This is a genomic window from Vibrio sp. ED004 (assembly GCF_023206395.1).
GTDB lineage: Bacteria > Pseudomonadota > Gammaproteobacteria > Enterobacterales > Vibrionaceae > Vibrio.
This window is the reverse complement of sequence record NZ_CP066149.1, coordinates 1,500,673-1,527,610: the sequence shown is the minus strand read 5'-3', so window position 1 is coordinate 1,527,610 and position 26,938 is coordinate 1,500,673. Positions and strand designations below refer to the sequence as shown.

General features: G+C 45.5%; 20 protein-coding genes and 1 pseudogene. 9 read left to right on the top strand and 12 right to left on the bottom strand.

The annotated features are described in order from the left end of the window. The first annotated feature begins 148 nt into the window (after nt 1–148). Complete coding sequence (gene rpoB, locus ITG10_RS06825; RefSeq protein WP_017631517.1) at nt 149–4,177, top strand: DNA-directed RNA polymerase subunit beta; 4,029 nt, start codon at nt 149–151, stop codon at nt 4,175–4,177. Nucleotides 4,178–4,268: 91 nt separating this feature from the next. Next, nucleotides 4,269–8,471, top strand: coding sequence for a DNA-directed RNA polymerase subunit beta' (rpoC, locus tag ITG10_RS06820; protein ID WP_017631518.1), 4,203 nt, complete (start codon nt 4,269–4,271; stop codon nt 8,469–8,471). A 280-nt stretch (nt 8,472–8,751) separates the two neighbouring features. On the opposite strand, the gene ITG10_RS06815 is transcribed toward rpoC, so the two are convergent. Beyond that, the gene (locus tag ITG10_RS06815) at nt 8,752–9,249 is read right to left on the bottom strand and encodes an Rsd/AlgQ family anti-sigma factor (protein WP_017096512.1); all 498 of its coding nucleotides are present in this window, start codon (nt 9,247–9,249) and stop codon (nt 8,752–8,754) included. Between the two features lie 164 nt (nt 9,250–9,413). Here ITG10_RS06815 and nudC point away from each other — a divergent pair, with 164 nt between their 5' ends. The 3 genes and pseudogenes from nudC (at nt 9,414) to ITG10_RS06800 (ending at nt 12,933) form a co-directional block, all read left to right on the top strand. Next, a complete protein-coding gene (gene nudC / locus ITG10_RS06810) occupies nt 9,414–10,223 on the top strand; it encodes an NAD(+) diphosphatase (protein ID WP_017631519.1) in 810 nt (269 codons plus the stop codon). 299 nt (nt 10,224–10,522) lie between these two features. Next, on the top strand, nt 10,523–11,590 hold the full coding sequence (gene hemE / locus ITG10_RS06805) for a uroporphyrinogen decarboxylase (protein WP_017631520.1): 1,068 nt from the start codon (nt 10,523–10,525) through the stop codon (nt 11,588–11,590). Between the two features lie 150 nt (nt 11,591–11,740). Further along, a pseudogene (locus ITG10_RS06800) lies at nt 11,741–12,933 on the top strand (ISL3 family transposase). A 63-nt stretch (nt 12,934–12,996) separates the two neighbouring features. On the opposite strand, the gene ITG10_RS06795 reads toward ITG10_RS06800, so the two are convergent. Then, the gene (locus tag ITG10_RS06795) at nt 12,997–13,590 is read right to left on the bottom strand and encodes a uracil-DNA glycosylase family protein (RefSeq protein ID WP_248386752.1); all 594 of its coding nucleotides are present in this window, start codon (nt 13,588–13,590) and stop codon (nt 12,997–12,999) included. Continuing rightward, nucleotides 13,590–14,516 carry a D-2-hydroxyacid dehydrogenase gene (locus ITG10_RS06790; protein WP_017633398.1) on the bottom strand — a complete coding sequence of 309 codons (927 nt, stop codon included), beginning with the start codon at nt 14,514–14,516 and terminating at the stop codon, nt 13,590–13,592. The genes ITG10_RS06795 and ITG10_RS06790 overlap by 1 nt, the downstream gene beginning before the upstream one ends. Before the next feature lie 71 nt (nt 14,517–14,587). Between ITG10_RS06790 and ITG10_RS06785 the strand changes: the two genes are divergently transcribed. Beyond that, on the top strand, nt 14,588–15,175 hold the full coding sequence (locus tag ITG10_RS06785) for a DUF416 family protein (RefSeq protein ID WP_017633397.1): 588 nt from the start codon (nt 14,588–14,590) through the stop codon (nt 15,173–15,175). A gap of 80 nt (nt 15,176–15,255) precedes the next feature. Here ITG10_RS06785 and ITG10_RS06780 read toward each other — a convergent pair whose 3' ends face one another. After that, the gene (locus ITG10_RS06780) at nt 15,256–16,407 is read right to left on the bottom strand and encodes a hemolysin family protein (protein WP_017633396.1); all 1,152 of its coding nucleotides are present in this window, start codon (nt 16,405–16,407) and stop codon (nt 15,256–15,258) included. Nucleotides 16,408–16,677: 270 nt separating this feature from the next. Between ITG10_RS06780 and hupA the strand changes: the two genes are divergently transcribed. Both hupA and ITG10_RS06770 read left to right on the top strand, forming a co-directional pair. Next, nucleotides 16,678–16,950, top strand: a complete 273-nt coding sequence (gene hupA / locus ITG10_RS06775; protein WP_004729753.1) for a nucleoid-associated protein HU-alpha — start codon at nt 16,678–16,680, stop codon at nt 16,948–16,950. A 47-nt stretch (nt 16,951–16,997) separates the two neighbouring features. Continuing rightward, nucleotides 16,998–17,696 (top strand): DUF1481 domain-containing protein, encoded by a 699-nt coding sequence (locus ITG10_RS06770; protein ID WP_017633395.1) that lies wholly within the window; start codon nt 16,998–17,000, stop codon nt 17,694–17,696. A gap of 179 nt (nt 17,697–17,875) precedes the next feature. Here the strand turns inward: ITG10_RS06770 and purD are convergent, their stop codons facing one another. Both purD and purH read right to left on the bottom strand, forming a co-directional pair. Continuing rightward, nucleotides 17,876–19,165 carry a phosphoribosylamine--glycine ligase gene (gene purD, locus ITG10_RS06765; RefSeq protein ID WP_017633394.1) on the bottom strand — a complete coding sequence of 430 codons (1,290 nt, stop codon included), beginning with the start codon at nt 19,163–19,165 and terminating at the stop codon, nt 17,876–17,878. 285 nt (nt 19,166–19,450) lie between these two features. After that, nucleotides 19,451–21,061, bottom strand: a complete 1,611-nt coding sequence (gene purH / locus ITG10_RS06760) for a bifunctional phosphoribosylaminoimidazolecarboxamide formyltransferase/IMP cyclohydrolase (protein WP_017633393.1) — start codon at nt 21,059–21,061, stop codon at nt 19,451–19,453. Between the two features lie 325 nt (nt 21,062–21,386). On the opposite strand from purH, the gene zntR reads away from it, so the two are divergent. Then, complete coding sequence (zntR, locus tag ITG10_RS06755) at nt 21,387–21,818, top strand: Zn(2+)-responsive transcriptional regulator (RefSeq protein WP_017633392.1); 432 nt, start codon at nt 21,387–21,389, stop codon at nt 21,816–21,818. A 121-nt stretch (nt 21,819–21,939) separates the two neighbouring features. Here zntR and fis read toward each other — a convergent pair whose 3' ends face one another. The 6 genes from fis to aroQ form a co-directional block, all read right to left on the bottom strand. After that, nucleotides 21,940–22,236: a DNA-binding transcriptional regulator Fis gene (gene fis / locus ITG10_RS06750; protein WP_004729744.1), complete on the bottom strand. Its 297-nt coding sequence runs from the start codon at nt 22,234–22,236 to the stop codon at nt 21,940–21,942. A gap of 23 nt (nt 22,237–22,259) precedes the next feature. After that, nucleotides 22,260–23,228, bottom strand: coding sequence for a tRNA dihydrouridine synthase DusB (dusB, locus tag ITG10_RS06745; protein WP_164913329.1), 969 nt, complete (start codon nt 23,226–23,228; stop codon nt 22,260–22,262). A 139-nt stretch (nt 23,229–23,367) separates the two neighbouring features. Beyond that, nucleotides 23,368–24,255 carry a 50S ribosomal protein L11 methyltransferase gene (gene prmA, locus ITG10_RS06740; protein ID WP_009844690.1) on the bottom strand — a complete coding sequence of 296 codons (888 nt, stop codon included), beginning with the start codon at nt 24,253–24,255 and terminating at the stop codon, nt 23,368–23,370. A 186-nt stretch (nt 24,256–24,441) separates the two neighbouring features. After that, nucleotides 24,442–25,785: an acetyl-CoA carboxylase biotin carboxylase subunit gene (gene accC, locus ITG10_RS06735; RefSeq protein ID WP_017633389.1), complete on the bottom strand. Its 1,344-nt coding sequence runs from the start codon at nt 25,783–25,785 to the stop codon at nt 24,442–24,444. A 15-nt stretch (nt 25,786–25,800) separates the two neighbouring features. Next, on the bottom strand, nt 25,801–26,277 hold the full coding sequence (accB, locus tag ITG10_RS06730) for an acetyl-CoA carboxylase biotin carboxyl carrier protein (protein ID WP_017633388.1): 477 nt from the start codon (nt 26,275–26,277) through the stop codon (nt 25,801–25,803). A gap of 74 nt (nt 26,278–26,351) precedes the next feature. Further along, the gene (gene aroQ / locus ITG10_RS06725) at nt 26,352–26,801 is read right to left on the bottom strand and encodes a type II 3-dehydroquinate dehydratase (protein ID WP_010435475.1); all 450 of its coding nucleotides are present in this window, start codon (nt 26,799–26,801) and stop codon (nt 26,352–26,354) included. Between the last annotated feature and the right edge of the window lie 137 nt (nt 26,802–26,938).

The window sequence follows — 26,938 nt, the reverse complement described above, 5'->3', positions numbered from 1 at the left end:
TCCGCTGTTTAACCGTCATAATCCGAGCAAAAAAACAGTCATTTTTTCGAAATGATTGTTCACTACCACTAAACAGCTGTTTGTCACCACCCCCTCTGAAGAGTGTTTTGGGTGGTTTGGGTCACTTATCAGCGAGCTGAGGAACCCCATGGTTTACTCTTATACCGAGAAAAAGCGCATCCGTAAGGATTTTGGTACTCGTCCACAAGTTTTGGACATTCCATACCTGTTATCGATCCAGCTTGATTCTTTCGACAAATTCATCGAACAGGATCCAGAAGGTCAATACGGTCTTGAAGCTGCTTTCCGTTCTGTATTTCCAATTCAGAGCTACAACGGCAATTCTGAGCTGCAATACGTTAGCTACCGTCTTGGTGAGCCAGTTTTTGACGTTAAAGAATGTCAAATCCGCGGTGTTACTTACTCAAAGCCACTACGCGTAAAACTACGTCTAGTTATCTTTGATCGAGATGCACCAGCAGGTACTGTAAAAGACATTAAAGAACAAGAAGTCTACATGGGCGAAATTCCGCTTATGACAGACAATGGTACTTTCGTAATTAATGGTACCGAGAGGGTTATCGTATCCCAGCTGCACCGAAGCCCAGGCGTGTTCTTCGACAGTGATAAGGGTAAGACCCACTCATCAGGTAAAGTTCTTTATAACGCACGTGTAATTCCTTACCGTGGCTCATGGTTAGACTTTGAGTTCGACCCTAAGGATAACTTATTCGTACGTATCGACCGTCGTCGTAAGCTACCAGCATCGATTATTCTTCGTGCACTTGGTAAATCGACTGAAGAGATCCTAGATCTGTTCTTCGACAAAGTGAACTTCGAAGTTAAAGACCAAACTCTTCTTATGGAGTTGGTTCCTGATCGTCTACGTGGTGAAACTGCGTCATTCGACATCGAAGCAAACGGCAAAACTTACGTTGAGACTGGTCGTCGTGTTACTGCTCGCCATATCCGTCAACTTGAAAAAGATGGCGTTGAGCACATCGAAGTACCAGTAGAGTACATCGTTGGTAAAGTTGCATCTAAAGATTACATCAACGAAGCAACTGGCGAGATCATCGTTGGCGCGAACCAAGAGATTAGCCTAGAAGCACTTGCTAACCTGTCTCAAGCAGGCCACAAGGCTCTACAAACTCTGTTCACGAATGACCTAGATCACGGTCCATTCATGTCAGATACTCTACGTGCAGATAGCACAGTAGATCGCATCTCTGCATTGGTAGAAATCTACCGCATGATGCGTCCTGGCGAGCCACCAACGAAAGAAGCTGCAGAATCTCTATTCGAAAGCCTATTCTTCTCTGAAGAACGTTACGACCTATCAACTGTAGGCCGTATGAAGTTCAACAGCTCTATCGAGCGTGAAGAAGAAGAAGAGCGCGGTACTCTGGATGAATCAGACATCATCGAAGTGATGAAGAAACTGATTGGTATCCGTAACGGTATTGGTGAAGTGGACGATATCGACCACCTTGGCAACCGTCGTATCCGTTCGGTAGGTGAAATGGCAGAAAACCAATTCCGTGTTGGTCTAGTTCGTGTAGAACGTGCCGTTAAAGAGCGCCTAAGCCTTGGTGACCTTGATGCAATCATGCCTCAAGATCTTATCAACGCTAAGCCGATCTCTGCTGCAGTTAAAGAATTCTTTGGCTCTTCACAGCTTTCACAGTTTATGGACCAAAACAACCCATTGTCAGAAGTTACGCACAAGCGTCGTATCTCTGCTTTAGGTCCTGGTGGTCTTACTCGTGAGCGCGCAGGCTTCGAAGTACGTGACGTTCACGTAACTCACTACGGTCGTCTATGTCCGATCGAAACGCCTGAAGGTCCAAACATCGGTCTAATTAACTCGCTATCTGCGTTTGCACGTTGTAACGATTACGGTTTCCTAGAAACTCCGTACCGTCGTGTAGTAGATGGTGTAGTAACAGAAGAAGTTGATTACCTGTCTGCAATCCAGGAAGGTCAATTCGTAATCGCGCAGGCAAACACTGTTCTTACAGAAGAAGGTACGTTTGCAGATGAGCTAATCACAGCTCGTCAAAAAGGTGAATCTGGTCTTCACCCTCGTGATCACGTTGACTACATGGACGTTGCGACAAACCAAGTAGTATCTATCGCTGCTTCGCTTATCCCGTTCCTAGAACACGATGATGCGAACCGTGCATTGATGGGTGCGAACATGCAACGTCAAGCTGTACCAACACTTAAGGCTGATAAGCCTCTAGTAGGTACTGGTATTGAACGTAACATCGCAGTTGACTCTGGTGTTACAGCGGTTGCTAAACGTGGTGGTCAAGTTCAGTCTGTAGACGCTTCTCGTATCGTAGTTAAGGTTAACGAAGATGAGTTGGTACCTGGCGAAGCTGGTATCGATATCTACAACCTAACTAAGTACACGCGTTCGAACCAAAACACATGTATCAACCAACGTCCAACTGTACTTCCTGGCGAACCAGTTGCACGCGGCGATGTTCTTGCTGACGGTCCTTCAACAGACCTTGGTGAACTAGCTCTTGGCCAAAACATGCGTATCGCGTTCATGCCTTGGAACGGTTACAACTTCGAAGACTCGATCTTAGTATCTGAGCGCGTAGTTCAAGAAGACCGTTTCACGACTATCCACATTCAAGAACTATCTTGTGTGGCTCGTGATACTAAGCTGGGCTCTGAAGAGATCACAGCTGATATTCCAAACGTAGGTGAGTCTGCTCTGTCTAAACTAGACGAGTCAGGTATCGTTTATATTGGTGCTGAAGTTAAGGGTGGCGACATCCTAGTTGGTAAAGTAACACCTAAAGGTGAAACTCAACTGACTCCTGAAGAGAAGCTACTACGTGCTATCTTCGGTGAGAAAGCATCTGATGTTAAAGATACTTCTCTACGTGTACCAAACTCTGTTTCGGGCACTATCATCGATGTACAAGTCTTCACTCGCGATGGCGTAGAGAAAGACAAGCGTGCACTTGAAATCGAACAGATGCAGCTTAAAGAAGCTAAGAAAGACCTAACTGAAGAGTTCCAAATTCTTGAGGGTGGCCTTCTTAACCGTGTTAAAGCTGTACTTCTGTCTGGTGGTTACTCTGAAGCTAAGCTTGATACTATCGGTCGTAAGCAATGGCTAGAGCAAGTTCTAGAAGACGATGCGCTACAAACACAGCTTGAGCAACTTGCTGAGCAGTGGGATGAGCTAAAAGCAGACTTCGATAAGAAGTTTGAAACTAAGCGTCGTAAAATCACTCAAGGTGATGATCTCGCGCCTGGCGTTCTTAAGATTGTTAAAGTTTACCTAGCGGTTAAACGTCGTATCCAGCCTGGTGATAAGATGGCCGGTCGTCACGGTAACAAAGGTGTAATCTCTAAGATTAACCCTGTTGAAGACATGCCATACGATGAGAAAGGTCAACCTGTAGACATCGTACTTAACCCGCTGGGTGTACCATCGCGTATGAACATCGGTCAGATCCTAGAAGTTCACTTAGGTTTGGCTGCGAAAGGTATCGGTGACAAGATCAACCAAATGGTTAAGGAACAACAAGAACTGCATAAGTTCCGTGAGTTCCTACAGAAGGTTTATGATCTTGGTGATACTCGTCAGAAAGTTGATATTGCTGAACTGTCTGATGATCAAGTTCGTACACTGATCAAGAACCTACGTGGCGGTCTACCGATTGCTACTCCTGTGTTCGACGGTGCTTCTGAGACATTAATCAAAGAACTACTTAAACTGGGTGATCTGCCAGAATCTGGTCAGCTTAAACTGTTTGATGGTCGTACTGGTGATTCGTTTGAGCGTCCTGTAACTGTAGGTTACATGTACATGCTGAAACTGAACCACTTGGTTGATGACAAGATGCACGCTCGTTCTACTGGTTCTTACAGCCTAGTAACTCAGCAACCACTTGGTGGTAAAGCTCAGTTCGGTGGTCAGCGTTTCGGTGAGATGGAAGTATGGGCACTAGAAGCATACGGTGCTGCATATACTCTACAAGAAATGCTAACAGTTAAGTCGGATGACGTTAACGGCCGTACTAAGATGTATAAGAACATCGTAGACGGTAACCATAGCATGGAACCTGGTATGCCTGAGTCGTTCAACGTACTGTTGAAAGAGATTCGCTCGCTAGGTATCAACATCGAGCTAGAAGACGAAGAGTAATCCCTCCTCTTTTTAAAAGAAGATAGGATTATTTGGTAAAAGGGAGCCCGCTGCAGTAGCGAGCTCCTTTAACTCCTTACAGGAGCTGAATGTGAAAGACTTATTAAACTTTCTAAAAGCACAGCATAAGACCGAAGAATTTGATGCAATCAAAATCGGTCTATCTTCACCAGACATGATCCGTTCATGGTCTTTTGGTGAAGTTAAGAAACCGGAAACAATTAACTATCGTACGTTCAAGCCTGAACGTGATGGTCTGTTCTGTGCGCGTATTTTTGGTCCAGTTAAAGACTACGAATGTCTTTGTGGTAAATACAAGCGCCTGAAGCACCGTGGTGTTATCTGTGAGAAGTGTGGCGTTGAAGTTACACAGACTAAAGTTCGTCGTGACCGTATGGGCCACATCGAGCTAGCTTCTCCAGTTGCTCACATCTGGTTCCTAAAATCACTGCCGTCTCGTATCGGTCTACTAATGGATATCCCTCTACGTGATATCGAACGTGTTCTTTACTTCGAAATGTACGTAGTAACTGAACCAGGTATGACTGATCTAGAAAAATCTCAGATGCTTACTGAAGAAGAGTATCTGGATCGTCTAGAAGAGTGGGGTGACGAATTCACTGCTAAGATGGGTGCGGAAGCGATCAAAGATCTGCTTGCAACAATGGACCTTCATCAAGAAGTGGAAGAAATGCGCGAAGAGTTGGAAACAACTAACTCTGAAACTAAGCGTAAAAAAGTTACTAAGCGTTTGAAGCTAGTTGAAGCGTTCATCCAATCGGGCAACGACCCACAATGGATGATCCTGACTGTACTTCCAGTGCTACCGCCAGATCTGCGTCCTCTAGTACCACTAGATGGCGGTCGTTTTGCGACTTCTGATCTGAACGACCTTTACCGTCGTGTTATTAACCGTAACAACCGTTTGAAGCGTCTTCTAGAGCTAGCTGCTCCGGACATCATCGTACGTAACGAAAAGCGTATGCTGCAAGAGTCTGTTGATGCACTTCTAGATAACGGTCGTCGCGGTCGTGCGATTACAGGTTCGAACAAGCGTCCTCTGAAATCTCTTGCTGATATGATCAAGGGTAAACAAGGTCGTTTCCGTCAAAACCTTCTAGGTAAACGTGTAGACTACTCTGGCCGTTCTGTAATCACAGTAGGTCCATACCTTCGTCTACATCAGTGTGGTCTTCCTAAGAAGATGGCACTTGAGCTATTTAAGCCGTTCATCTACAGCAAGCTAGAAACTCGTGGCATGGCTACGACAATCAAAGCTGCTAAGAAGATGGTAGAGCGCGAAGAAGCTATCGTTTGGGATATCCTAGACGAAGTTATCCGTGAACACCCAGTACTGCTTAACCGTGCACCTACACTTCACCGTCTAGGTATCCAAGCGTTTGAACCAGTACTAATCGAAGGTAAAGCGATTCAGCTTCACCCACTAGTGTGTGCGGCATACAACGCCGACTTCGATGGTGACCAAATGGCGGTACACGTGCCTCTAACTCTAGAAGCACAGCTTGAAGCACGTACACTGATGATGTCGACGAATAACATTCTGTCGCCAGCATCAGGTGATCCGATCATCGTACCTTCTCAGGACGTTGTATTGGGTCTTTACTACATGACTCGTGAAAAGATCAACGTGAAAGGCGAAGGTATGTACCTTGCTGGCCCTGAAGAGGCTGAGAAGGCATACCGTACTAAGACTGCTGAGCTTCACGCTCGCGTTAAAGTTCGTATCACTGAGACCGTAGTAGACGAAGATGGTAACAGCACTACTGAAACGAAGATGGTTGATACAACTGTCGGCCGTGCAATGCTATGGCAAATCGTTCCAGCTGGCCTACCGTACAGCATCGTTAACCAGAAGTTAGGTAAGAAGCAAATTTCTACCCTTCTTAACGAAGCGTACCGTAAGCTTGGTCTTAAGGACACAGTAGTATTCGCTGACCAAATCATGTACGCAGGTTTTGCATACGCGGCACTTTCTGGTGTTTCTGTAGGTATCGACGATATGGTTGTACCTCAAGCGAAATACGATGAAATTGAATCTGCTGAAGAAGAAGTTCGTGAAATCCAAGAACAATTCCAATCTGGTCTTGTTACTGCGGGTGAGCGTTACAACAAAGTTATCGATATCTGGGCATCTACGAATGACCGCGTTGCGAAAGCAATGATGGATAACCTATCTTCTGAAACAGTTATCAACCGTGACGGTGAAGAAGAACAGCAAGAATCGTTCAACAGCATCTACATGATGGCCGACTCGGGCGCACGTGGTTCTGCAGCTCAGATTCGTCAGCTAGCGGGTATGCGTGGTCTGATGGCGCGTCCAGATGGTTCAATCATCGAAACGCCGATCACTGCGAACTTTAAAGAAGGTCTAAACGTCCTTCAGTACTTTATCTCAACGCACGGTGCTCGTAAGGGTCTTGCGGATACAGCACTGAAAACAGCAAACTCGGGTTACCTAACTCGTCGTCTAGTAGACGTTGCTCAAGACGTTGTAGTTCACGAACATGACTGTGGCACGCACGAAGGTATCGACATGATGCCTCACATCGAAGGTGGTGACGTTAAAGTTGCACTTTCTGAGCTTGCTCTAGGTCGTGTAGTAGCTGAAGACGTTCTTAAGCCTGGTACTGAAGATGTACTGATTCCACGTAATACTCTGATTGATGAGAAGTGGTGTCAAATCATGGAAGACAACTCAGTAGATAGCATGAAAGTGCGCTCTGTTGTTACCTGTGATGCAGACTTCGGTTGTTGTGCACAGTGTTACGGTCGTGACCTAGCACGTGGTCACCTAGTGAACCAAGGTGAAGCAGTTGGTGTTATCGCTGCACAATCTATCGGTGAACCGGGTACACAGCTAACGATGCGTACGTTCCACATCGGTGGTGCGGCATCTACTGCAGCAGCAGAGAACAGCATCCAAGCTAAGACAACTGGTACTGTGAAACTTCACAACGCTAAGTTCGTAATCAACAAAGACAAGAAGCTAGTTATCACTTCTCGTGCATCTGAGATGACGATTATTGATGAGTTCGGTCGTACTAAAGAGAAGCACAAACTTCCTTACGGTTCTGTACTGAGCAAAGCGGACAACGACGCAGTGGAAGCTGGTGAAGTTGTAGCTAACTGGGAAGCGCACACTATGCCAATCATCACTGAAGTGGCAGGTCGCATCCAGTTCGTTGATATGATCGATGGCGTAACTGTTTCTCGTCAAACGGATGATCTAACTGGTCTTTCTTCTTCTGAAGTTACAGATGCAGCAGCTCGTCCAGCAGCAGGTAAAGATATGCGTCCAGCTATCAAACTTGTTGACGAGCAAGGTAACGATGTAATGATCCCTGGTACTGAAATGCCAGCTCACTACTTCCTACCTGGTAAAGCGATTGTAAACATTGAAGATGGCGCTGAAGTTGGCATTGGTGACACACTATCTCGTATCCCTCAAAAATCGAGCGGAAACAAAGATATCACCGGTGGTCTTCCACGCGTAGCTGACCTATTCGAAGCTCGTAAGCCTAAAGAGCCTGCGATCCTTGCTGAGCACACAGGTACTGTGTCTTTCGGTAAAGAAACGAAAGGTAAGCGTCGTCTAGTAATCACTCGTGAAGGCGGTGACGCTTACGAAGAGATGATTCCTAAGCATCGTCAATTGAACGTGTTCGAAGGTGAGAAGATTGAACGTGGTGATGTAATCGCCGACGGTCCTGAAACTCCACACGATATCCTGCGTCTACGTGGTATCCACGCAGTAACTCAGTACATCGCGAACGAAGTTCAAGAAGTTTACCGCTTACAAGGCGTTAAGATTAACGATAAGCACATTGAGACTATCGTTCGTCAAATGCTACGTAAGTGTACAATCACTCATTCTGGTGACTCTCAGTTCCTACCTGGCGAACAAGTTGAGTACCACAATGTTAAGATTGCTAACCGTAAGCTAGAAGCTGAAGGTAAAGAACTAGTACGTTTCGAACGTGATCTACTAGGTATTACTAAAGCATCTCTTGCAACTGAGTCATTCATCTCAGCTGCATCGTTCCAAGAAACGACTCGCGTACTAACAGAAGCTGCGGTTTCTGGTAAGCGTGATGACCTTCGCGGTCTGAAAGAGAACGTAATTGTTGGTCGTCTGATCCCAGCTGGTACTGGTTTCGCATACCACCAAGAGCGTCAAGCTAAGCGTGAAGAAGAGCAAGAAGGTCCTTCAGCTGAACAAGCTACTGACAATCTAGCAGCACTTCTAAATGCTGGTTTCTCTTCAGAAGAGTAAGCTCTACGAGTAGTCTCTAAGAGATAACAAAAAGGCACCTACGGGTGCCTTTTTTGTATCTGGCGTTTGGGTTATTGGTATGTGAGCTTAGGCGTGTTTTTACTGACGCTAGCCGGTGAATCACGACCATTGATGGAAAGAGGGTAATCGTGGGTGAGTCTAGGGGGCGGATTAGCAGTTTGCTGGTGGTACTTAGGCTTTAATAGAGTTGAGTGGTTAGGGGAGTTATAGGCAAAACAAAAAGCTTGCACAGAGGCAAGCTTATTAAGGGTTCAGCTAACTAAGCGCCTGGTGGGATCGCTAAACTGTCTGCAATAAGCTGGATAAGATTATCTTCTACTTCAAAACGTACTTCGAGTAGTTCACCTACTTTTGACATATCTCCTTCGAAGTTAGGCAACTCATCGTCTGCATTTACTTTAACGTACTTATCATTGAACTCTAGAAGCGGCTCGGTTGTGAGTACAATCTTCGCGTAAGTTGTATCAATCTCGTCATTGGTTTTAAAGCCTGTTGCTTGCCATTTTTTCATGACCATATCGTAGATCTTAAAATGACCCTCTGAGATATAATCGACAACATGATCGCAGAATGAGCTTATTTCTTTAGGAGAAGGGAGTTCAACAACGTTTGATTGCCCGTTGCTAGCTGGCTGCAAGGCACCTAGCTTACAATACTCAACGATTAGAGACTGTCGAGTTTCGAGCCAATGATCGATGACCTCATTAGAGCCACCCCATTGTTCTTGTATTTGTTTGAATTTATTTAGCATGACCATGTCCTCATGATCTGATCACAACCTTGTGATCAAGTAATTGCCTAAGCAGGGTCCGTTTATTGATAACTACTAAAAGTAATAGCTTGAATTATTCTCTGCTACAACTCTAGTATGAAATTAGATTGCCAGTAAAATGAACGAACTGCAAGCAATGAGGCATAGGGATGTTAAAAAAAAGTGATAAGAAAATGACAGAGCAAGCTTATTGGTGCGTCGTTTCAGGTAGTGATATTTGGGTCAATAATGATCAGTTTCCTTACGGCTCTGCGGACGATCTAGGGCTGAGTGTTGAACATGCGATTTGTATTGGCCAACATCAAGGTCGCAAGGTTTATTGGCTTAACGATTGTGATGTCGAGAGTGAACTGAGCATGGTTAACCTACGCGAGTTACTGCACTGGCCTGAATCGAACTTTCTCATGGCAAGTAAAGCTATCCAGTATGGGCACATGACCCAAAGTATGCGTTTCTGCCCGCAATGTGGCGGTCGTAATCACCTGAATCACAATCAAGTGGCGATGCAGTGTGGTGACTGTCGAACTCTTCATTATCCACGCATTTTCCCGTGCATCATTGTCGCTGTACGAAACGACAACAAGATATTGCTGGCACAACACCCAAGACATAAAACGGGCATGTATACCGTGATAGCGGGCTTTCTAGAAGTAGGAGAGACCTTAGAGCAGTGTGTGGCGCGCGAAGTCAAAGAAGAAACGGGTATCGATGTGGGGAATATTCGTTACTTTGGCAGTCAGCCATGGGCTTTCCCATCGAGCATGATGATGGCCTTTCTGGCTGATTATGCGGGTGGTACTCTCAAGCCTGATTACAGTGAGCTATCTGATGCCCAGTGGTTTAACGTGACGGCTCTACCTGACGTGGCTCCGGTTGGTACCATTGCGAGACAATTGATTGAGAAAACAGTCGATGACGTGATGAAAGGCGAAGTGACAGAGCAGGTGCTCGAGCACTAAATGGCCTGCAATAGTATTTGGCCTATGGGTGGTCAAAAGGTAAAAAAAACCCTCCACAAGTGGAGGGGGTAAGTAAGATGTCGTTATGAGATGCTGAGTAGTGACTACTCAGGTGTTATAATTGTAATTTTCGCTAGCGAACAAATTTTTAACATGCTCCCTTAATTGGGTGCAAATTAAGCATTGATTTAAAAGTTAATAACTTGATCTAGGTTGCAAAGCACACAGCTTTTACCCCTCAATCAGTGTTAGAATACTTGCCATCAAAACTAGACAAGATTGAATTGGAATTTAACGGAATGACCGAATTAAAAAACGATCGCTATTTACGCGCACTTTTAAAACAGCCTGTTGATTACACACCGGTATGGATGATGCGCCAAGCTGGCCGCTATCTTCCAGAGTACAAAGCAACGCGTGCAGAAGCAGGCGACTTCATGTCTTTGTGCAAAAACGCGGAACTTGCATCAGAAGTAACCCTTCAACCTTTACGTCGTTTCCCGCTTGATGCGGCAATCTTGTTCTCAGACATCCTAACGATCCCTGATGCTATGGGCTTAGGTTTGTACTTTGAAACAGGTGAAGGTCCTAAGTTTGAGCGTCCAATCACATGTAAAGCTGACGTAGATAAGATTGGCCTACCTGATCCAGAAGGTGAGCTTCAATACGTAATGAACGCTGTTCGTCAGATCCGTAAAGATCTGAAAGGCGAAGTACCACTGATTGGTTTCTCTGGCAGCCCATGGACACTAGCGACATACATGGTTGAAGGTGGAAGCTCTAAAGCGTTCACTAAGATCAAGAAGATGATGTACGCAGAACCACAAACACTGCACCTGCTTCTAGATAAGCTGGCTGACAGTGTAATTGAATACCTAAACGCGCAAATTAAAGCGGGTGCTCAATCAGTAATGGTATTTGATACATGGGGTGGTGTACTTACTCCTCGTGATTACAACCTGTTCTCACTGCAGTACATGCACAAAATCGTTGATGGCCTAATCCGTGAAAACGAAGGTCGTCGTGTTCCTGTTACTCTGTTTACTAAGAACGGCGGCATGTGGCTAGAGTCTATCGCAGCAACAGGCTGTGATGCTGTAGGTCTAGACTGGACAATCAATATCGCAGACGCGAAAGCTCGCATCGGCGACAAAGTGGCACTGCAAGGTAACATGGATCCTTCTATGCTTTACGCTCAACCAGAACGTATTCGTGAAGAAGTAGGTAGCATTCTTGAAGGCTTTGGCGACGGTGGTACAGGTCATGTATTTAACCTAGGTCACGGTATTCACTTAGATGTGCCGCCAGAAAACGCTGGTGTATTCGTTGACGCTGTTCACGAACTGTCTAAGCCTTACCATAAGTAATTCTGAGTAAGATGATTTCAAGCGCTGCTGGGCAACCCGCAGCGCTTTTTTATGGTTCATCGCGGATTAGCGGGAACTAAAAACAAAAAAACGGTAGTAAGTGATATGGTTTAGTCGCCAAACAAAAATCATACACAAACTACCGTTTTCATGCCGAATCATACTTTCCTATCTTCATTCTGGGAAGGCTTTAAAATAGTAAAGTCTCACCAGACAGCATCACTTGTTACACTAACTCTTAAACCTAATTCTGAGGCTAAATGCCTTTGCGGTCTTGAAGCTGAGGCTATCCATGAGTATCAATGGCGTCATGTGAAAGAGGCCATGTTGTTCAATGTTCCTGTTGAGCTTTCCGTTCAAACTCGAAGGATCAAGTGTCGTGACTGCGGCATAAAAACAGAGTTTCTATCTTGGTTAGAGCCTTATGCTCGTATAACGACGCGTCTAAAAGCTATATAGAACAACTACTGCCTCTTCTTCCCATTAAGCATATCTCCCAGTTAACGAGCGTTCATTGGCACACCATTAAAGAGATAGATAAACGTCGACTTCGCCAAGTGGTACCGTCAGTGAAATGGGAAGGGCTAAGGCAGCTCGTCATGGACGAGTTCGCCATCTTTAAAGGGCACTGATATGCCACAGTCATCGCTGATGCTAAGACTCACCAAGTCATTTGGATAGGGTTAGGTCGTAGCCGCAAGGACATACGACCGTTTTTCGAGCAGTTAGGCAAGCATGGTAACAATATCGAAGCGGTCGCAATGGACATGAATACGGCTTTTGACCTTGAAGTTCAAGCGCACTGCCCGAATGCAAAAATCGTTTACGACTTATTCCATGTTGTTGCTAAGTTCGGTCGTGAGGTGATGGATAGAGTCAGAGTCGACCAAGCTAACAAACTCAAGCAGGATAAAAAAGCGAGGCAATGTGTGAAGCGCTCACGCTGGGTACTGCTGAAAAACAGAGATAATTTAAATGCACGACAAGATAGCTATCTTACTGAAATATTGAATATCAATAAGGACTTGATGGCCACTTATATACTCGGCTCACAACTCAAAGAGCTTTGGTACTGTAAATCAGAAGCACATGCTAAGGGGCTCTGGGAGGTATGGTGGGCACAAGTGCAAGAGAGTGGAATTAAGCCATTGAAAGAGTTTGCACGAAAACTGAGGCCTTATCTTCACGGTATTATTGCATCGGCAACTTATCCGCTCAACACCTGCACATTGGAAGGGATAAACAACAAAATAAAGTTAATCAAGCGAATGGGGTATGGATATCGAGATACAGACTACTTCTTCTTGAAGATAAAAGCGGCTTTCCCCGGAAAGCCGCGATGAACCTTTTTTATTGCCTTCATATCAGCATTCAATATTCGTTGAATTTCGACAGTGTGCAGTAAATTAAGCATTTGGATCATGGTAGGCCAAATGCTCTGAGATGTGCATTCGGATATAAGGAATGACGTCTCTCTCAAACCAAGGGTTCTTCTTGAGCCAGATATTATTGCGTGGTGAAGGGTGGGGAAGTGGTAAAAACTCCGGTGCCCAAGCCTGCCAGTTCTTGACTGTCTCAGTCAGTGTTTTGGTTGTTCTTTCCTTCAAATAATAATTTTGCGCGTACTGACCAATCAATAGTGTCATTTGGATATTGGGTAGTGATTGCAGTACTTTCTGATGCCACAACTCAGCACATTCTGGTCTTGGAGGGAGGTCGCCACTTTTTCCTTTCCCCGGGTAACAAAAACTCATAGGCACAATCGCGACTTTTTTTTCGTCATAAAAAGTATCGCTGTCTATCCCTAGCCATTCTCTCAAGCGTTCACCACTGGCATCGTTCCAAGGGATGGATGACTCATGCACCTTGATACCCGGCGCTTGACCTATGATCAGCAAGCGCGCGTTTGGATGTGCTTGAATGACAGGGTTGGCACCATGCGAGAGGTGAGGCTCACATGCAGTGCATTGTCGTATCTCTTTAAGTAGCGAAGAAGACATCAGTAGCCTTTATCAAAATCAATGACATGGTTCAGTGTAAAACCATCTCGCCATTGTTGGTAATTCTCTGCAAAGATCTCGACCACTTGTCTTGGCTCACTGAGTGCAGCAATGTGTGGCGTAATCGTCACTTGCGGGAGTTTCCAGAAAGGGTGATCTTGCGAAAGGGGTTCGCTTTCAAATACATCTAAAAATGCGTGTTCTACCCATCGGTTTTTAATCGCTAACAGCAAGGCTTTGTTGTCGATGCTTTCCCCTCTGCCGACATTAAACAGCAGTACATTAGAACAGTAACCGAGAGTGGCTTGATTAAGTAGTTGATTGGTTTCAGGTGTTGATGGCAGGGTATTGACCACAATATCCGCTTGCTTGAGGGCGGCTTTTAACTCATTGATGTGGAATGTGTCTTTGAAGGTCTCTTGCTTTGATGGAATGCCTGTGCGGTTGACGCCAATGGTATGAATGCCAAACGCTTCAGCGGTTTTTGCTAAATGACTACCAATAGACCCCGTTCCTAAAATCACCATGGTCTTGTCAGTTAGGCTAGAATAAAGCTGAGGCTGCCAGCTTCGTTGCTGTTGTTGCTGGTGGTAATGAGGAAAGTGTCTAAAGTGGCTGATGGCGTAACCTAAAACGTACTCCGCGATAGCAGGACCGAAGATACCTTTGACGTTGGTCAGCGTGTAATCCTGACGAAGCTCTGGTTGAGTGAGCTTATTGATGCCAGCGTAGGTGCTTTGTACCCAATCAAGCGTTTTAAACTCGTTAAGACGCTCGGCTATGAGGGGAGGCGAGGCTAATACAATCTCAGCTAACTCGGGGTTTTGAGTGATTTCTAAGTCGGGTAAATCCTGGTTTAGAATCAGTTGCGTATAGGTATCGTCATGCTCAGTAAGAATATAGAGCTTATTCGTAAAATTGTTCATCGGCTTACCTTTTCCCCCCAGGGTTTATCAAGTACACTTTCGCTGTCTTTTTCTGCAATTATTGAGTGACTATGCTTCAGAATCCACTGCAGGTTCGTCTTGAAAAGTTAGAACCTTGGCAACAAATTACCTTTATGGCGTGTCTATGTGAGCGTATGTACCCTAACTATGCCATGTTTTGTGAGAATACAGAATTTGCGGAAGCTCGAATCTATCGTGATGTTTTGGATAGCATTTGGGAAATCCTAACGGTTAAAACGGCAAAGGTGAACTTTGAACGTCAACTAGAGAAAGTAGAAGAACTATTCCCTAGCGCAGATGATTTTGACTTCTATGGTGTCTACCCTGCAATGGACGCGTGCCAAGGTTTAGCAACGTTGATCCATGGTCTGCTTGACCGTGAGCACATGTTTGAAGCTGTGATTAAAGTGAGTCAACAATCGGTGAAGACGGTTGCTGAGCTTGAGTTTGCTCAAGGCGCAGATGAAGTGACAAACGAAAACCAGAAAGAAAACGAAGCGGTGTGTGAAGAGTGGGATGTTCAGTGGGCCATCTTCCGACCTCTACGCGAAACGACTGAGCGTGACCTAGAGCTTATTAAAGACCTACGCCACGAACTGCGTGAAGACCCAGTCAGTAACATTGGTGTCGCGTTATAATTCGTTATCGCATCAAAGTACGAATAAAAATAAAGGCTCCCTTGGGAGCCTTTATTGTATCTGACGATATCAAATCGAGATTAAGCGTTTTTTTTCTCTTCTTTTGGCGCTTGCTCTTCATCCGCATTTTTTGAATCAGAGGTTTCGTTGTCTGCTGGAGTTTCTTCCTCTAGCTCGTCCTCTTCATCGCGGTTTTCGATAACACCGTGTGTTTCTTTCCACTTTTCCCAGCGTTGAAACGCCAGCTCTTGCATGTCGGTGGTTTTATCCGCTTCGTCGACGATCTCTTCACCGACAAGGTGCTCAAAGATATCTTCTAGGGTGATGATGCCCTGAATGGTGCCGTACTCATCAACAACCAAAGACAGTTGCAGGCGGTTCGCCATCATTTGGTCAAAAGCTTTTGCTAAGCCCATGTTGTTCAGCAACACGTGAATAGGACGCATCACTTCACCTAGCGCTTTTTCGCCACAACCGGCTTGCTGCAATCTAAACAGCTCCAAGCGATGGACAAAGCCGATGATGTTATCGCTCTGCTCGCTGTAAACCAGCGGGCGAGAGAATGGCGTGTCTTTGTGTTGCTCAAGGAAAGTATTCACACTCATTTCCGCATCAACACGGAATACAACCGGGCGTGGTGTCATTACTTGAGTCACAGGCACGTCTTGAATGCCAAGTAGGTTGCTCAGGATTTTTGATTCGCCTTCTGCAAACTCACCGCTCTCTTTAGCCAAAATTGCCATTGCAGATAGCTCATCACGCATTTTTGGTGCTTGGTGGCCACGAGCCAGACGCTTTGTAATTTGCTCTGAGAACCAAACAAACGGAGTTAGGAAGAACACCATCCAACGAAGTACGGTTGATGATGCAGGAGCAAGTTGACGCCAGTAGGTTGCACCAATCGTTTTTGGAACAATCTCAGACAAGACCAAAATACCCAGAGTTAGCACAGCTGAGAATACACCCAACCATTGGCTACCAAATACAACCGCTGCTTGTGCACCCGCTGTCGCAGCACCGATCGTGTGCGCGATGGTGTTGAGCGTTAAAATTGATGCCAGTGGACGGTCAATATCTGTTTTCAGTTTGTCTAATGATTCTGCTGCAGGGTGCCCATTTTGTTTTAGTTGAGCAATGTAGCTCGGACTAATACTCAAAAGTACAGCTTCCAAAACAGAACAAATGAAAGAAACTCCAATAGCAATGGAGACGTAAATAGTTAGCAGCAGCATGTTTGCCCTTAAATTAAATTGTACGCTTTATCAGCGATTCAGCGTGGATTATAGAGAAAAAGTAGTGGCTAGGTCATCATTAATTTTGCGCTGAGCCCCTTTTAAACAAGGGCTTGCTCAATAAAATCAGTAACAAATTGTGAGTTATTACTCATATTATGGCTAAAACTACGGCATTAGAGCTAAAGATCGACGACAAACCTTTGCCAGATGGGGCATTTATGTTTTAGAGTGAATTGAATTCAAAAATACAAAGAAGGGAAACCTAAAATGAACAAGACTCAATTAATCGACTTTATTGCTGAAAAAGCGGACCTTTCTAAAGCACAAGCTAAAGCTGCTCTAGAAGCGACTCTTGGCGGTGTTACAGATGCTCTTAAAGATGGCGATCAAGTTCAGCTAATTGGTTTTGGTACTTTTAAAGTAAACCACCGTGCAGCTCGCACTGGTCGTAACCCAAAAACTGGTGACGAGATCCAAATCGCTGCTGCAAATGTTCCAGCATTTGTTGCAGGTAAAGCGCTGAAAGATTCAGTGAAATAATCTAAACTGTACCGAGGTAGTCGTATTCCACCTTGGTACAGGTTTTTATGAAAAAAGCATTTCTTCTCGTTTCACTGTTATCTACATTTCTCATTGGCTGTTCTTCAACAAGCCCTCGCAAAAACCTAGAGCAATTTGAAACTCATACCGGCGGCCAAGTCATGGGCGACGCGACAAGTTTCTACTGGGTCACCAACAAGCTAACACAACCTCATACTTCAGCTGACTACGTCACTGTGGGCGATTACGGCTGGTACCAAACTGACTATGCTTGGTCGGAAGGTGTACTGCGTGAATTCATTCGTGAAGGCGAACAGCGCAATTCATCGAATGAGCTAGTCCCTTATCGTGTCCACGTGCGTTTCAATAAGTCAGGCGAAGCTGTGTATCAACAGTATCGTCTTAACAACAAGATCTTACCTATCCAAGCTAAACAACTTGAGAACTACCAGAAAGAAGCTAAATCGGTTCTAGAAACCACAATGAAGCAGTATGACGAAGGTTTTCGACTGATTCAGGGGTACTGGAATGGCAGTTCTTTCGAAACATGCTCTGGCGGCGAATTTGATAGCTTTGAGTTTAATCAAACCTTACCAAGCTTCGTGATTGACCGATTGGCGTCTGTGGAAAGCTATGCAGCGTTTCTAGGCAGCGATTCACTTGGTAAAATGTCGGTTGAAGAGTTACTGATGTTAGCTGATGACAGCCATGACTGTGTGACAAGGCCTTCATTACTGAAAGAGTAGTGGGTAATCAAAGAATTAAGGGTATTTGGCCTATGGTAGGTCAAGTGCTGATTTGTCTGTACAGCTACAGATTAAGTAGTAAAAAAGGCGCCTTAGAGGCGCCTTTTTTTATTTTGTTGCGAACAGTCTTTTGTGGTCACTCACTTACCGTATTCGTATTAAGCGAGTGATGACATTGATTACTGCTCTTGCTCGCGCGCAATCGCACGGTAACCAATGTCATTGCGGTGGAACATACCATTCCAGCTAACTTGCTTCGTTAACGCGTAAGCACGCTCCTGAGCCTCAGAAACTGTGTTACCTAGCGCTGTTGCACACAGTACACGGCCGCCGTTTGTCACAACGTCGCCAGCTTCGTTATTTGTAGTACCTGCGTGGAAAACCTTTTGGCCTTCAACATCGCTTGTTGGTAGTGAAATAACGTCACCTTTTGCGTAGTCAGCAGGGTAGCCGCCAGCCGCAAGAACAACACCGATCGAAGCGCGTGGATCCCACTTAGACTCTGCTTCGTCCAGCTTCTCGTCGATAGCCATTAGGCAAAGTTCAACAAGGTCTGACTCCATACGCATCATGATAGGTTGCGTTTCAGGGTCGCCGAAGCGGCAGTTGTATTCGATAACCTTAGGCGTACCATCAGCATCGATCATTAGGCCAGCGTAAAGGAAACCAGTGTAAGGCGCGCCTTCAGCATCCATACCACGTACCGTTGGGTAGATAACTTCCTCAAGGATACGGTTGTGGATTTCTGGCGTCACAACTGGAGCTGGAGAGTAAGCACCCATGCCGCCAGTATTCGGACCAGTGTCTTTGTCGCCAACACGTTTGTGATCTTGGCTGGTGGCCATAGGCAGAACGCTAGAACCGTCAACCATGACGATGAAGCTCGCTTCTTCGCCTTCAAGGAACTCTTCAATCACCACGCGGCTGCCTGCTTCGCCAAATGCGTTGCCAGCAAGCATGTCTTTGATTGCATCTTCAGCTTCTTCAAGTGTCATCGCAACGATAACGCCTTTACCAGCGGCAAGACCATCTGCTTTCACTACGATTGGTGCGCCTTGCTCACGTACGTAAGCGATAGCTGGGTCAATCTCAGTGAAGTTTGCGTAGTAACCCGTTGGGATGTCATGACGAGCTAGGAAGTCTTTAGTGAATGCTTTAGAACCTTCAAGCTGCGCTGCTGCTTGAGTCGGACCAAAGATAGGCAGACCGACTTCGCGGAATGCGTCAACCACACCAATAACCAATGGCGCTTCAGGGCCAACGATAGTCAGTTCGATTTTTTTCTCTTGAGCAAACGCGACTAAACCTGCGATGTCTTCAACACCGATGTTTACGTTCTCAAGTTTCGGCTCAAGTGCAGTACCTGCGTTACCTGGAGCGATGAATACTGTTTCAACGTTTGGGTTTTGTGCTGCTTTCCAACCTAGTGCGTGCTCACGACCGCCGGCACCAATAATAAGTACATTCATGTTTTAAAATCCTTATAGCTGCTTCAGAGCCTTTATTTCTGTGTCAAACATGCTCACTTATGGTCATAAGCTCCGCGTGTTTTCCTTGAACTAAAGTCACTGACTTGCTCTACGTATTTCAAATATCGGAATATTTAAAAAAAAACAAAATCATAAGTCTTGCTCAAAGTAGTTGGTGATGTGGCTAGGCAGCAATTGAGCCCATCCCCGGGAGCATAGCTCGGTATGTGACCGGGGTGGGCGAAAGCAGCTAACGACGCCACAGTGCCAAATACGAAGAGGAGATTAGTGGCGGAAGTGACGCATGCCAGTAAAGATCATCGCCATGCCGTGCTCGTCTGCTGCTGCGATCACTTCGTCATCACGCATAGAGCCGCCTGGTTGGATAACACACTTGATACCCGCTTCTGCTGCCGCGTCGATACCGTCACGGAATGGGAAGAATGCATCAGATGCCATCACACAACCTTCAACCTGTAGACCTTCGTCTGCAGCTTTGATGCCTGCGATTTTCGCAGAGTAAACGCGGCTCATCTGGCCTGCGCCTACACCGATAGTCATGTCGCCTTTCGAGTAAACGATAGCGTTAGATTTAACGTACTTCGCTACTTTCCAGCAGAATAGTGCGTCTTTTAGCTCTTCAGCTGTAGGTTGGCGTTTAGAAACCACTTTAAGGTCATCTTCAGACACCATGCCTTGGTCACGGTCTTGAACTAGCAAGCCACCGTTAACGCGTTTCACGTCAAAGCCAGTTGTCTTAGTTGTCCACTCACCACACTCAAGTAGGCGAAGGTTTTTCTTAGCCGCTACGATTTCTACTGCTTCAGCAGAAACAGAAGGTGCAATGATAACTTCAACGAATTGACGCTCAGTGATAGCCGTTGCTGTTGCTGCGTCTAGTTCACGGTTGAAAGCGATGATGCCGCCAAATGCAGACGTTGGGTCTGTTTTGAATGCACGGTCGTAAGCTTCTAGGATGTCTTCACCTAGTGCCACACCACATGGGTTAGCGTGCTTAACGATCACACATGCTGGCTGGTCGAACTCTTTCACACACTCAAGTGCTGCGTCAGTGTCAGCGATGTTGTTGTAAGAAAGCGCTTTACCTTGAATTTGGCGAGCAGTAGACACTGATGCTTCTTCTGGGTTTGCTTCAACGTAGAATGCTGCTGCTTGGTGGCTGTTCTCACCGTAGCGCATGTCTTGTTTTTTCTCGAACTGTTGGTTGAACGTGCGAGGGAATTTGCTTTCTTCGTCAGCCTTCTTTCCTTCTTCATCAAGTAGAGAGGCACCGTAAGATGGAACCATAGTGCCGAAGTAGTTTGCGATCATGCCGTCGTAAGAAGCTGTGTGCTCGAATGCTGCGATAGCGAGGTCGAAACGAGTCTCTAGTGTTAGAGATTTCTCGTTAGCGTCTATTTCAGCTACAACGCGCTCGTAGTCGTGTGCGTTTACAACGATAGTCACGTCTTTGTGGTTTTTCGCTGCAGAGCGAACCATTGTAGGACCGCCGATGTCGATGTTCTCAACAGCATCAGCAAGGGTACAACCTTCTTTAGCAACGGTTTCTGCGAATGGGTATAGGTTTACAACAACCATATCGATAGGGTTGATACCGTGAGTTTCCATCACGTCATCGTCTTGACCACGACGGCCTAGAACACCACCATGAACTTTTGGGTGCAGAGTCTTAACACGGCCGTCCATCATTTCTGGGAAACCAGTGTAGTCAGATACTTCTGTAACAGAGATGCCTTTTTCAGCAAGCAGGCGAGCAGTGCCACCGGTAGATAGGATATCTACACCACGGTTAGCAAGAGCTTGTGCAAATTCAACGATACCAGTTTTGTCTGATACGCTGATTAGAGCGCGGCGAATTGGACGAGCGTTATTCATGCTTCCATCTTCCTCAAATTCATGGGGTTAAAATAAAGATATTTGCCAAAAAAGAACTTGTTTCTATCTTCTTAGCGTGGATTATCTTAGATACCAGTAAGAGATAAAATATTGGCCAGTTTTGGTAAAGACCTTTTGGGTTTGTCTTATGATCTAGCTATAAGATAACCAACTCCAAATTTGATGGCGCAGATTCTAACTAATTTATTACACAAAAGCTCGCGCAATCGTTTGGCATCTCAAAATTAATTATGAAAAGTGCCATTTCAGCCTGAAAAGTAACGATAAGGTTAATTGTGGAATGGACGAAAGAGTAGGAAAAAACATGTTCCAGATTGGTGAATTAGCGAAACGATGCGGTGTGACGGCCGATACCTTGCGATTTTATGAGAAGAATAATCTGATTGCGCCAGCCAGTCGCAGTGAGTCGGGTTATCGTCTCTATGATGAAAATAACCAGAAACAGGTGACCTTTATTCTCAAATCCAAAGAGTTGGGGCTGAGTTTGGATGAGATTAAAGAATTGCTTGAGATTCGCTTGGAAGCGACGCAGCACAGTTGCGCTGAAGTGAAGTCGATTACCACTGCCAAGCTGGAGATGATTGATGAGAAGATTACCGAGCTCACCAAGATTCGCACAGCACTCAAGAAGATTAATGATGCGTGTTGTGGCCACATAGACGACGATGCGAGCCATTGTTCTATTCTGGCTGCCTTGGACTCAGCAAACCTTGATAAGGGGCGTTGCTGTAGCTAACAGCGCCTTTAATAACCCGTTCCGCTATTAGATTCTCTTCAATGCTTAACCGACAAGCCAAAAAAAAGCCAAACTAAATCAATGAGCTTGGCTTTCAATTCAATTAATTACGAAAGAACGATTAGTTCATGCCGTATTTTTTAAGTTTCTTGCGAAGAGTACCGCGGTTGATACCCATCATAGTTGCTGCGCGAGTTTGGTTACCGCGAGTGTACTGCATGATGGTGTCTAGTAGTGGCTGTTCAACTTCAGCTAATACTAGTTCGTATAACTCGCTGACTTCTTGACCGTTTAATTGAGCAAGGTAGTTTTTCAATGATGCTTTCACTGAATCACGTAGTGGTTTCTGCGTGATTTGGTCTTGTGATGTTACTGTAGTCACTGTCAATGCTTCTGAAGTCAGATTTTGTTCGAACATATTCGGTCTAGCTCTTCTCGTAATTATGGTGCAACGTTATCAAAATAACCTTCTAGCGCCTCAAGCTGCAGATCACCTGCTTCGAGTGCGTTGAAGGTACGGCGAAACTCACTCGCTTGTTCATGCTCTTTTAGATACCAACCCACATGCTTACGAGCGATGCGAGGGCCTAAAAACTCTCCATAGAATTCATGCAGAGCGTTAACATGACCAAGCATGATGTCCTTCACTTCCAAGATTGGGAGTGGGTCCATCGTGGTGCCGTTTTCCAAATAGTGTAGGATTTCGTTAAAAATCCATGGACGACCTTGGGCAGGACGACCAATCATCAAAGCGTCAGCGCCGGTGTACTCCAGCACAAACTTAGCTTTTTCCGGGCTATCGATATCACCGTTAGCAATAACCGGAATAGATACAGCTTGTTTCGCCGCTTTAATGTGTTTGTATTCTGCCTCACCTTTGTACATACAAGCGCGAGTTCTCCCGTGAAGGGCAAGTGCCTGTATGCCGCAGTCTTCAGCTATTTTAGCGATTTGGACACAGTTTCTGTTATCTGTATCCCAGCCTGTACGAGTCTTTAACGTTACTGGAACGTCGACGGCGTTTACGACAGCCTTCAAGATCTCTTCTATGAGTTCTGGATGCTGAAGTAGGGCAGAGCCCGCAAGCTTCTTATTCACTTTTTTGGCTGGACAACCCATATTGATATCGATGATTTGCGCACCGTTATCGACATTGAATTGAGCAGCCTCGGCCATAAGCTGTGGATCTGCACCAGCGATTTGTACTGAACGAATGCCCGATTCGCCTTCATGTACCATACGCTGCTGAGACTTCGACGTTTTCCAAACCTTAGGATTGGAGGACATCATTTCACTGACTGCCATCCCCGCACCATAGCGAAGACACAACTCACGGAATGGTCTATCCGTTACGCCAGCCATTGGAGCGACGATTAGATTGTTCTTAAGTTGATAATTTCCGATTTTCAAAACGTCATCACAGTTCTGTACCAGCAAGGGCGCGCATTTTACGCATTTTTTCGCTGCGTGAAAAGACTAATATTTGAGCATTTACAAATTGTTTTTGTAATTTGCATAAAATTCAATCAATTAGCGCCCAAAGTCTTGTCTAGCCTTGCTTGCGACCAGAGATACGACACCACTCTTGTTGCTCGATGATCGGATCAATGTGAAGCTCATCACGATAATAAGTCGCAACATCTTCCGCTTGTGTATCTAAAACACCCGACATCGCCAGCACACCATTTGGCTTAACTAGGCCTTTAATGATGCCTGACAGGTCGCGTAATGGACCCGCAAGAATGTTGGCAACAACAACGTCAGCCAGCAAACCTTCAGGTTGATCTTGTGGCAAGAACACCTCTAGTTGCTCAGCAACGCCATTGCGTTGTGCGTTGTCTTTTGATGCAAGCAGAGCTTGAGGATCAATGTCGATCCCGATAACTTTTGCTGCGCCAAGTTTGATCGCTGCGATCGCTAGGATGCCTGAGCCACAACCGAAGTCGATCACGGTTTTGCCTGTCAGGTCTAGGCCTTCAAGCCACTCAAGACACAATGCCGTTGTTGGGTGAGTACCTGTACCGAATGCAAGACCTGGGTCCAGCATTACGTTTACAGCGTCAGGTTCAGGGATATCGCGCCAGCTAGGGCAGATCCATAAACGCTCACCAAACTTCATTGGGTGGAAGTTGTCCATCCATTCACGTTCCCAATCCTTGTCTTCAATTTGCTCTACTTTATGAGCAAAGTCTGCAGGGAACATGTTGCTTGCTTTAATCTGCGCTAGAACGACACCAGTATCAGTCTCAGCGTCGTAAAGCGCGAGAATGTCAGTATCACCCCAAAGGCGAGTTTCACCCGGCAGAGGCTCAAATACAGGGGTATCTTGTGCATCCAGGAAAGTTACAGAAAGAGCACCAGTCTCTTCCATTAACATGTCGCCGATTTGTTCGGCATTTTCATTGGTAGCATTAAGCTTGATTTGAATCCAAGGCATGGCTGCATCTTCTATATGAGAAAAATTGGATGGCGAGTCTAGCAGAAAATATGAGCAAATTCACCAAAACCCCACGGAATAAAATGGGGATTAAAGATTGAGTTTTTTGGGGCTCTAAAAACAAAAATGCTCACCGAAGTGAGCATTTTAAATGTTCTTAAAAGAACCGATTACTTAGGGCTAGTTTTATTGCAGACCAAGCTTCTTCTCAAGGTAATGGATGTTCGCACCACCGTGTTGGAAGTTTTCGTCGTTCATAATAGACAGTTGAAGTTCAGTATTAACGTTAATACCTTCAACGATCATTTCACCCAGTGCGTTCTTCATACGAGCGATAGCAACATCACGGTTCTCACCGTAAGTGATCAGCTTACCAATCATTGAATCGTAGTGTGGTGGCACTGTGTAACCTGTGTAGATATGAGATTCCCAACGTACGCCCATGCCGCCTGGTGCGTGGAAACGTTCAATCTTACCTGGAGAAGGTAGGAAACGAACTGGATCTTCCGCATTGATACGACATTCGATTGAGTGGCCACGCAGCTTAATATCATCTTGAGTGAATGATAGAGGCTGACCAGCAGCAATACGCAGTTGCTCTTTCACTAGGTCGATACCCGTTACCATTTCAGTAATCGTGTGCTCAACCTGGATACGAGTGTTCATTTCGATGAAGTAGAACTCACCGTTCTCGTATAGGAATTCAAATGTACCTGCACCGCGGTAACCAATCTCAAGACAAGCACGAGTACAGCGTTCGCCGATGTACTTACGCATCTCTTCAGTGATACCTGGAGCTGGTGCTTCTTCCACAACTTTCTGGTGACGACGCTGCATTGAACAGTCACGCTCACCTAGGTGGATAGCATTACCTTGGCCATCTGCAAGCACTTGTACTTCAATGTGACGTGGGTTTTCTAGGAATTTCTCCATGTAAACCATGTCGTTGTTGAAACATGCTTTTGCTTCAGCACGAGTCATCGCGATAGCTTCTGTTAGTTCTGCTTCAGAACGAACAACACGCATACCACGACCGCCGCCGCCGCCAGATGCTTTGATGATTACTGGGAAACCAATGCGCTTAGCGTGCGCTTTGTTTTTCGCGTCGTCGTCATCAAGAGGACCGTCAGAACCTGGTACACAAGGTACGCCAGCTTTCTTCATCGACGTGATAGCTGACACTTTGTCACCCATCATGCGAATAGTTTCAGCTTTAGGGCCAACAAAGATAAAGCCACTGCGCTCTACCTGTTCTGCAAAGTCTGCATTTTCAGATAGGAAGCCGTAGCCAGGGTGAACGGCTACTGCACCTGTAACTTCAGCAGCGCTGATGATACGAGGGATGTTTAGGTAGCTATCGATACCACGAGCTGGACCGATACAAATGGTTTCGTCTGCAAGCAGTACGTGCTTAAGATCGCGGTCAGCTGTTGAGTGAACAGCTACCGTTTTAATGCCAAGCTCTTTACATGCACGCAGAATACGTAGTGCAATCTCACCACGGTTCGCGATTACTAATTTATCTAACATAATGAGTGCTCTCTATTATTCGATAATTACTAGAGCTTGGTCGAATTCTACTGGTTGACCGTCTTCAACTAGGATAGCGGTAACAACACCAGACTTATCAGCTTCGATTTGGTTCATCATTTTCATTGCTTCAACGATACATAGAGTTTCGCCAGCTGTTACTGATTGACCAACTTTAACGAATGGTTTTGCGTCTGGGCTTGGAGCGCCGTAGAAAGTACCAACCATTGGAGAAAGAACTTGGTGGCCCGCTGGAACTGCTGGAGCCGCAGCTTCTGCTGCTACAGGAACCGCTGCCGCAGGAGCTGCTGCCGCTGCTGCCGCTGCTGCCGCTGCTACAGGTGCTGGAGCTGCTGCATATTGAACAGGTGCTACAGGTGCAGTGCTGTTACGACTGATTCGTACTGACTCTTCACCTTCAGAGATTTCTAGCTCAGAAATACCAGACTCTTCAACCAATTCGATTAGCTTTTTGATTTTGCGAATATCCATTGTTTCTTTCTCTTTATCTGTTAATTGAACTTACTCTATGACTGAGTAGGTTAGTAATAGTTCGTTGTTTATGTTTACTTTGAGTTGAGCTTGCTGAGCGCAGCGGTCAAAGCAAATTGATAACCTTGGGCACCTAAGCCACAAATCACACCTTCTGCTTTATCAGATAGGTAAGAGTGGTGGCGGAATGGTTCACGTGCGTGAACATTCGATAGATGGACCTCAATAAATGGGATTGCAACGCCAAGTAGTGCATCACGCAGTGCCACACTGGTATGTGTAAAGGCTGCTGGGTTGATAATGATAAAATCAACATTTTGATAAGCACTATGGATCGCTTCAATCAGTTCATATTCGCGATTTGACTGTAAGTGAGATAGCTCAACATCGTGTGCTTTCGCTTGCTCGGTCAATGAGCTAATAATCTGGTCAAGTGTTTGAGAACCGTAGTGTGCCGGCTCTCTTAGGCCTAACAGGTTAAGGTTTGGGCCATTTAAAACTAGAATGCGAAACTTTGTAGACATCGTGGGGCTATCTTCCTTTATCGTGTTTACGAACGTGAATGTTGCCATTTTATTGAAAATTTGCGGTTAATTTCTAGTGAGAAAAACCCAAATTTAAAAATTAGAACCAGATTATAGCTAATTCAGCGCAAATCGCA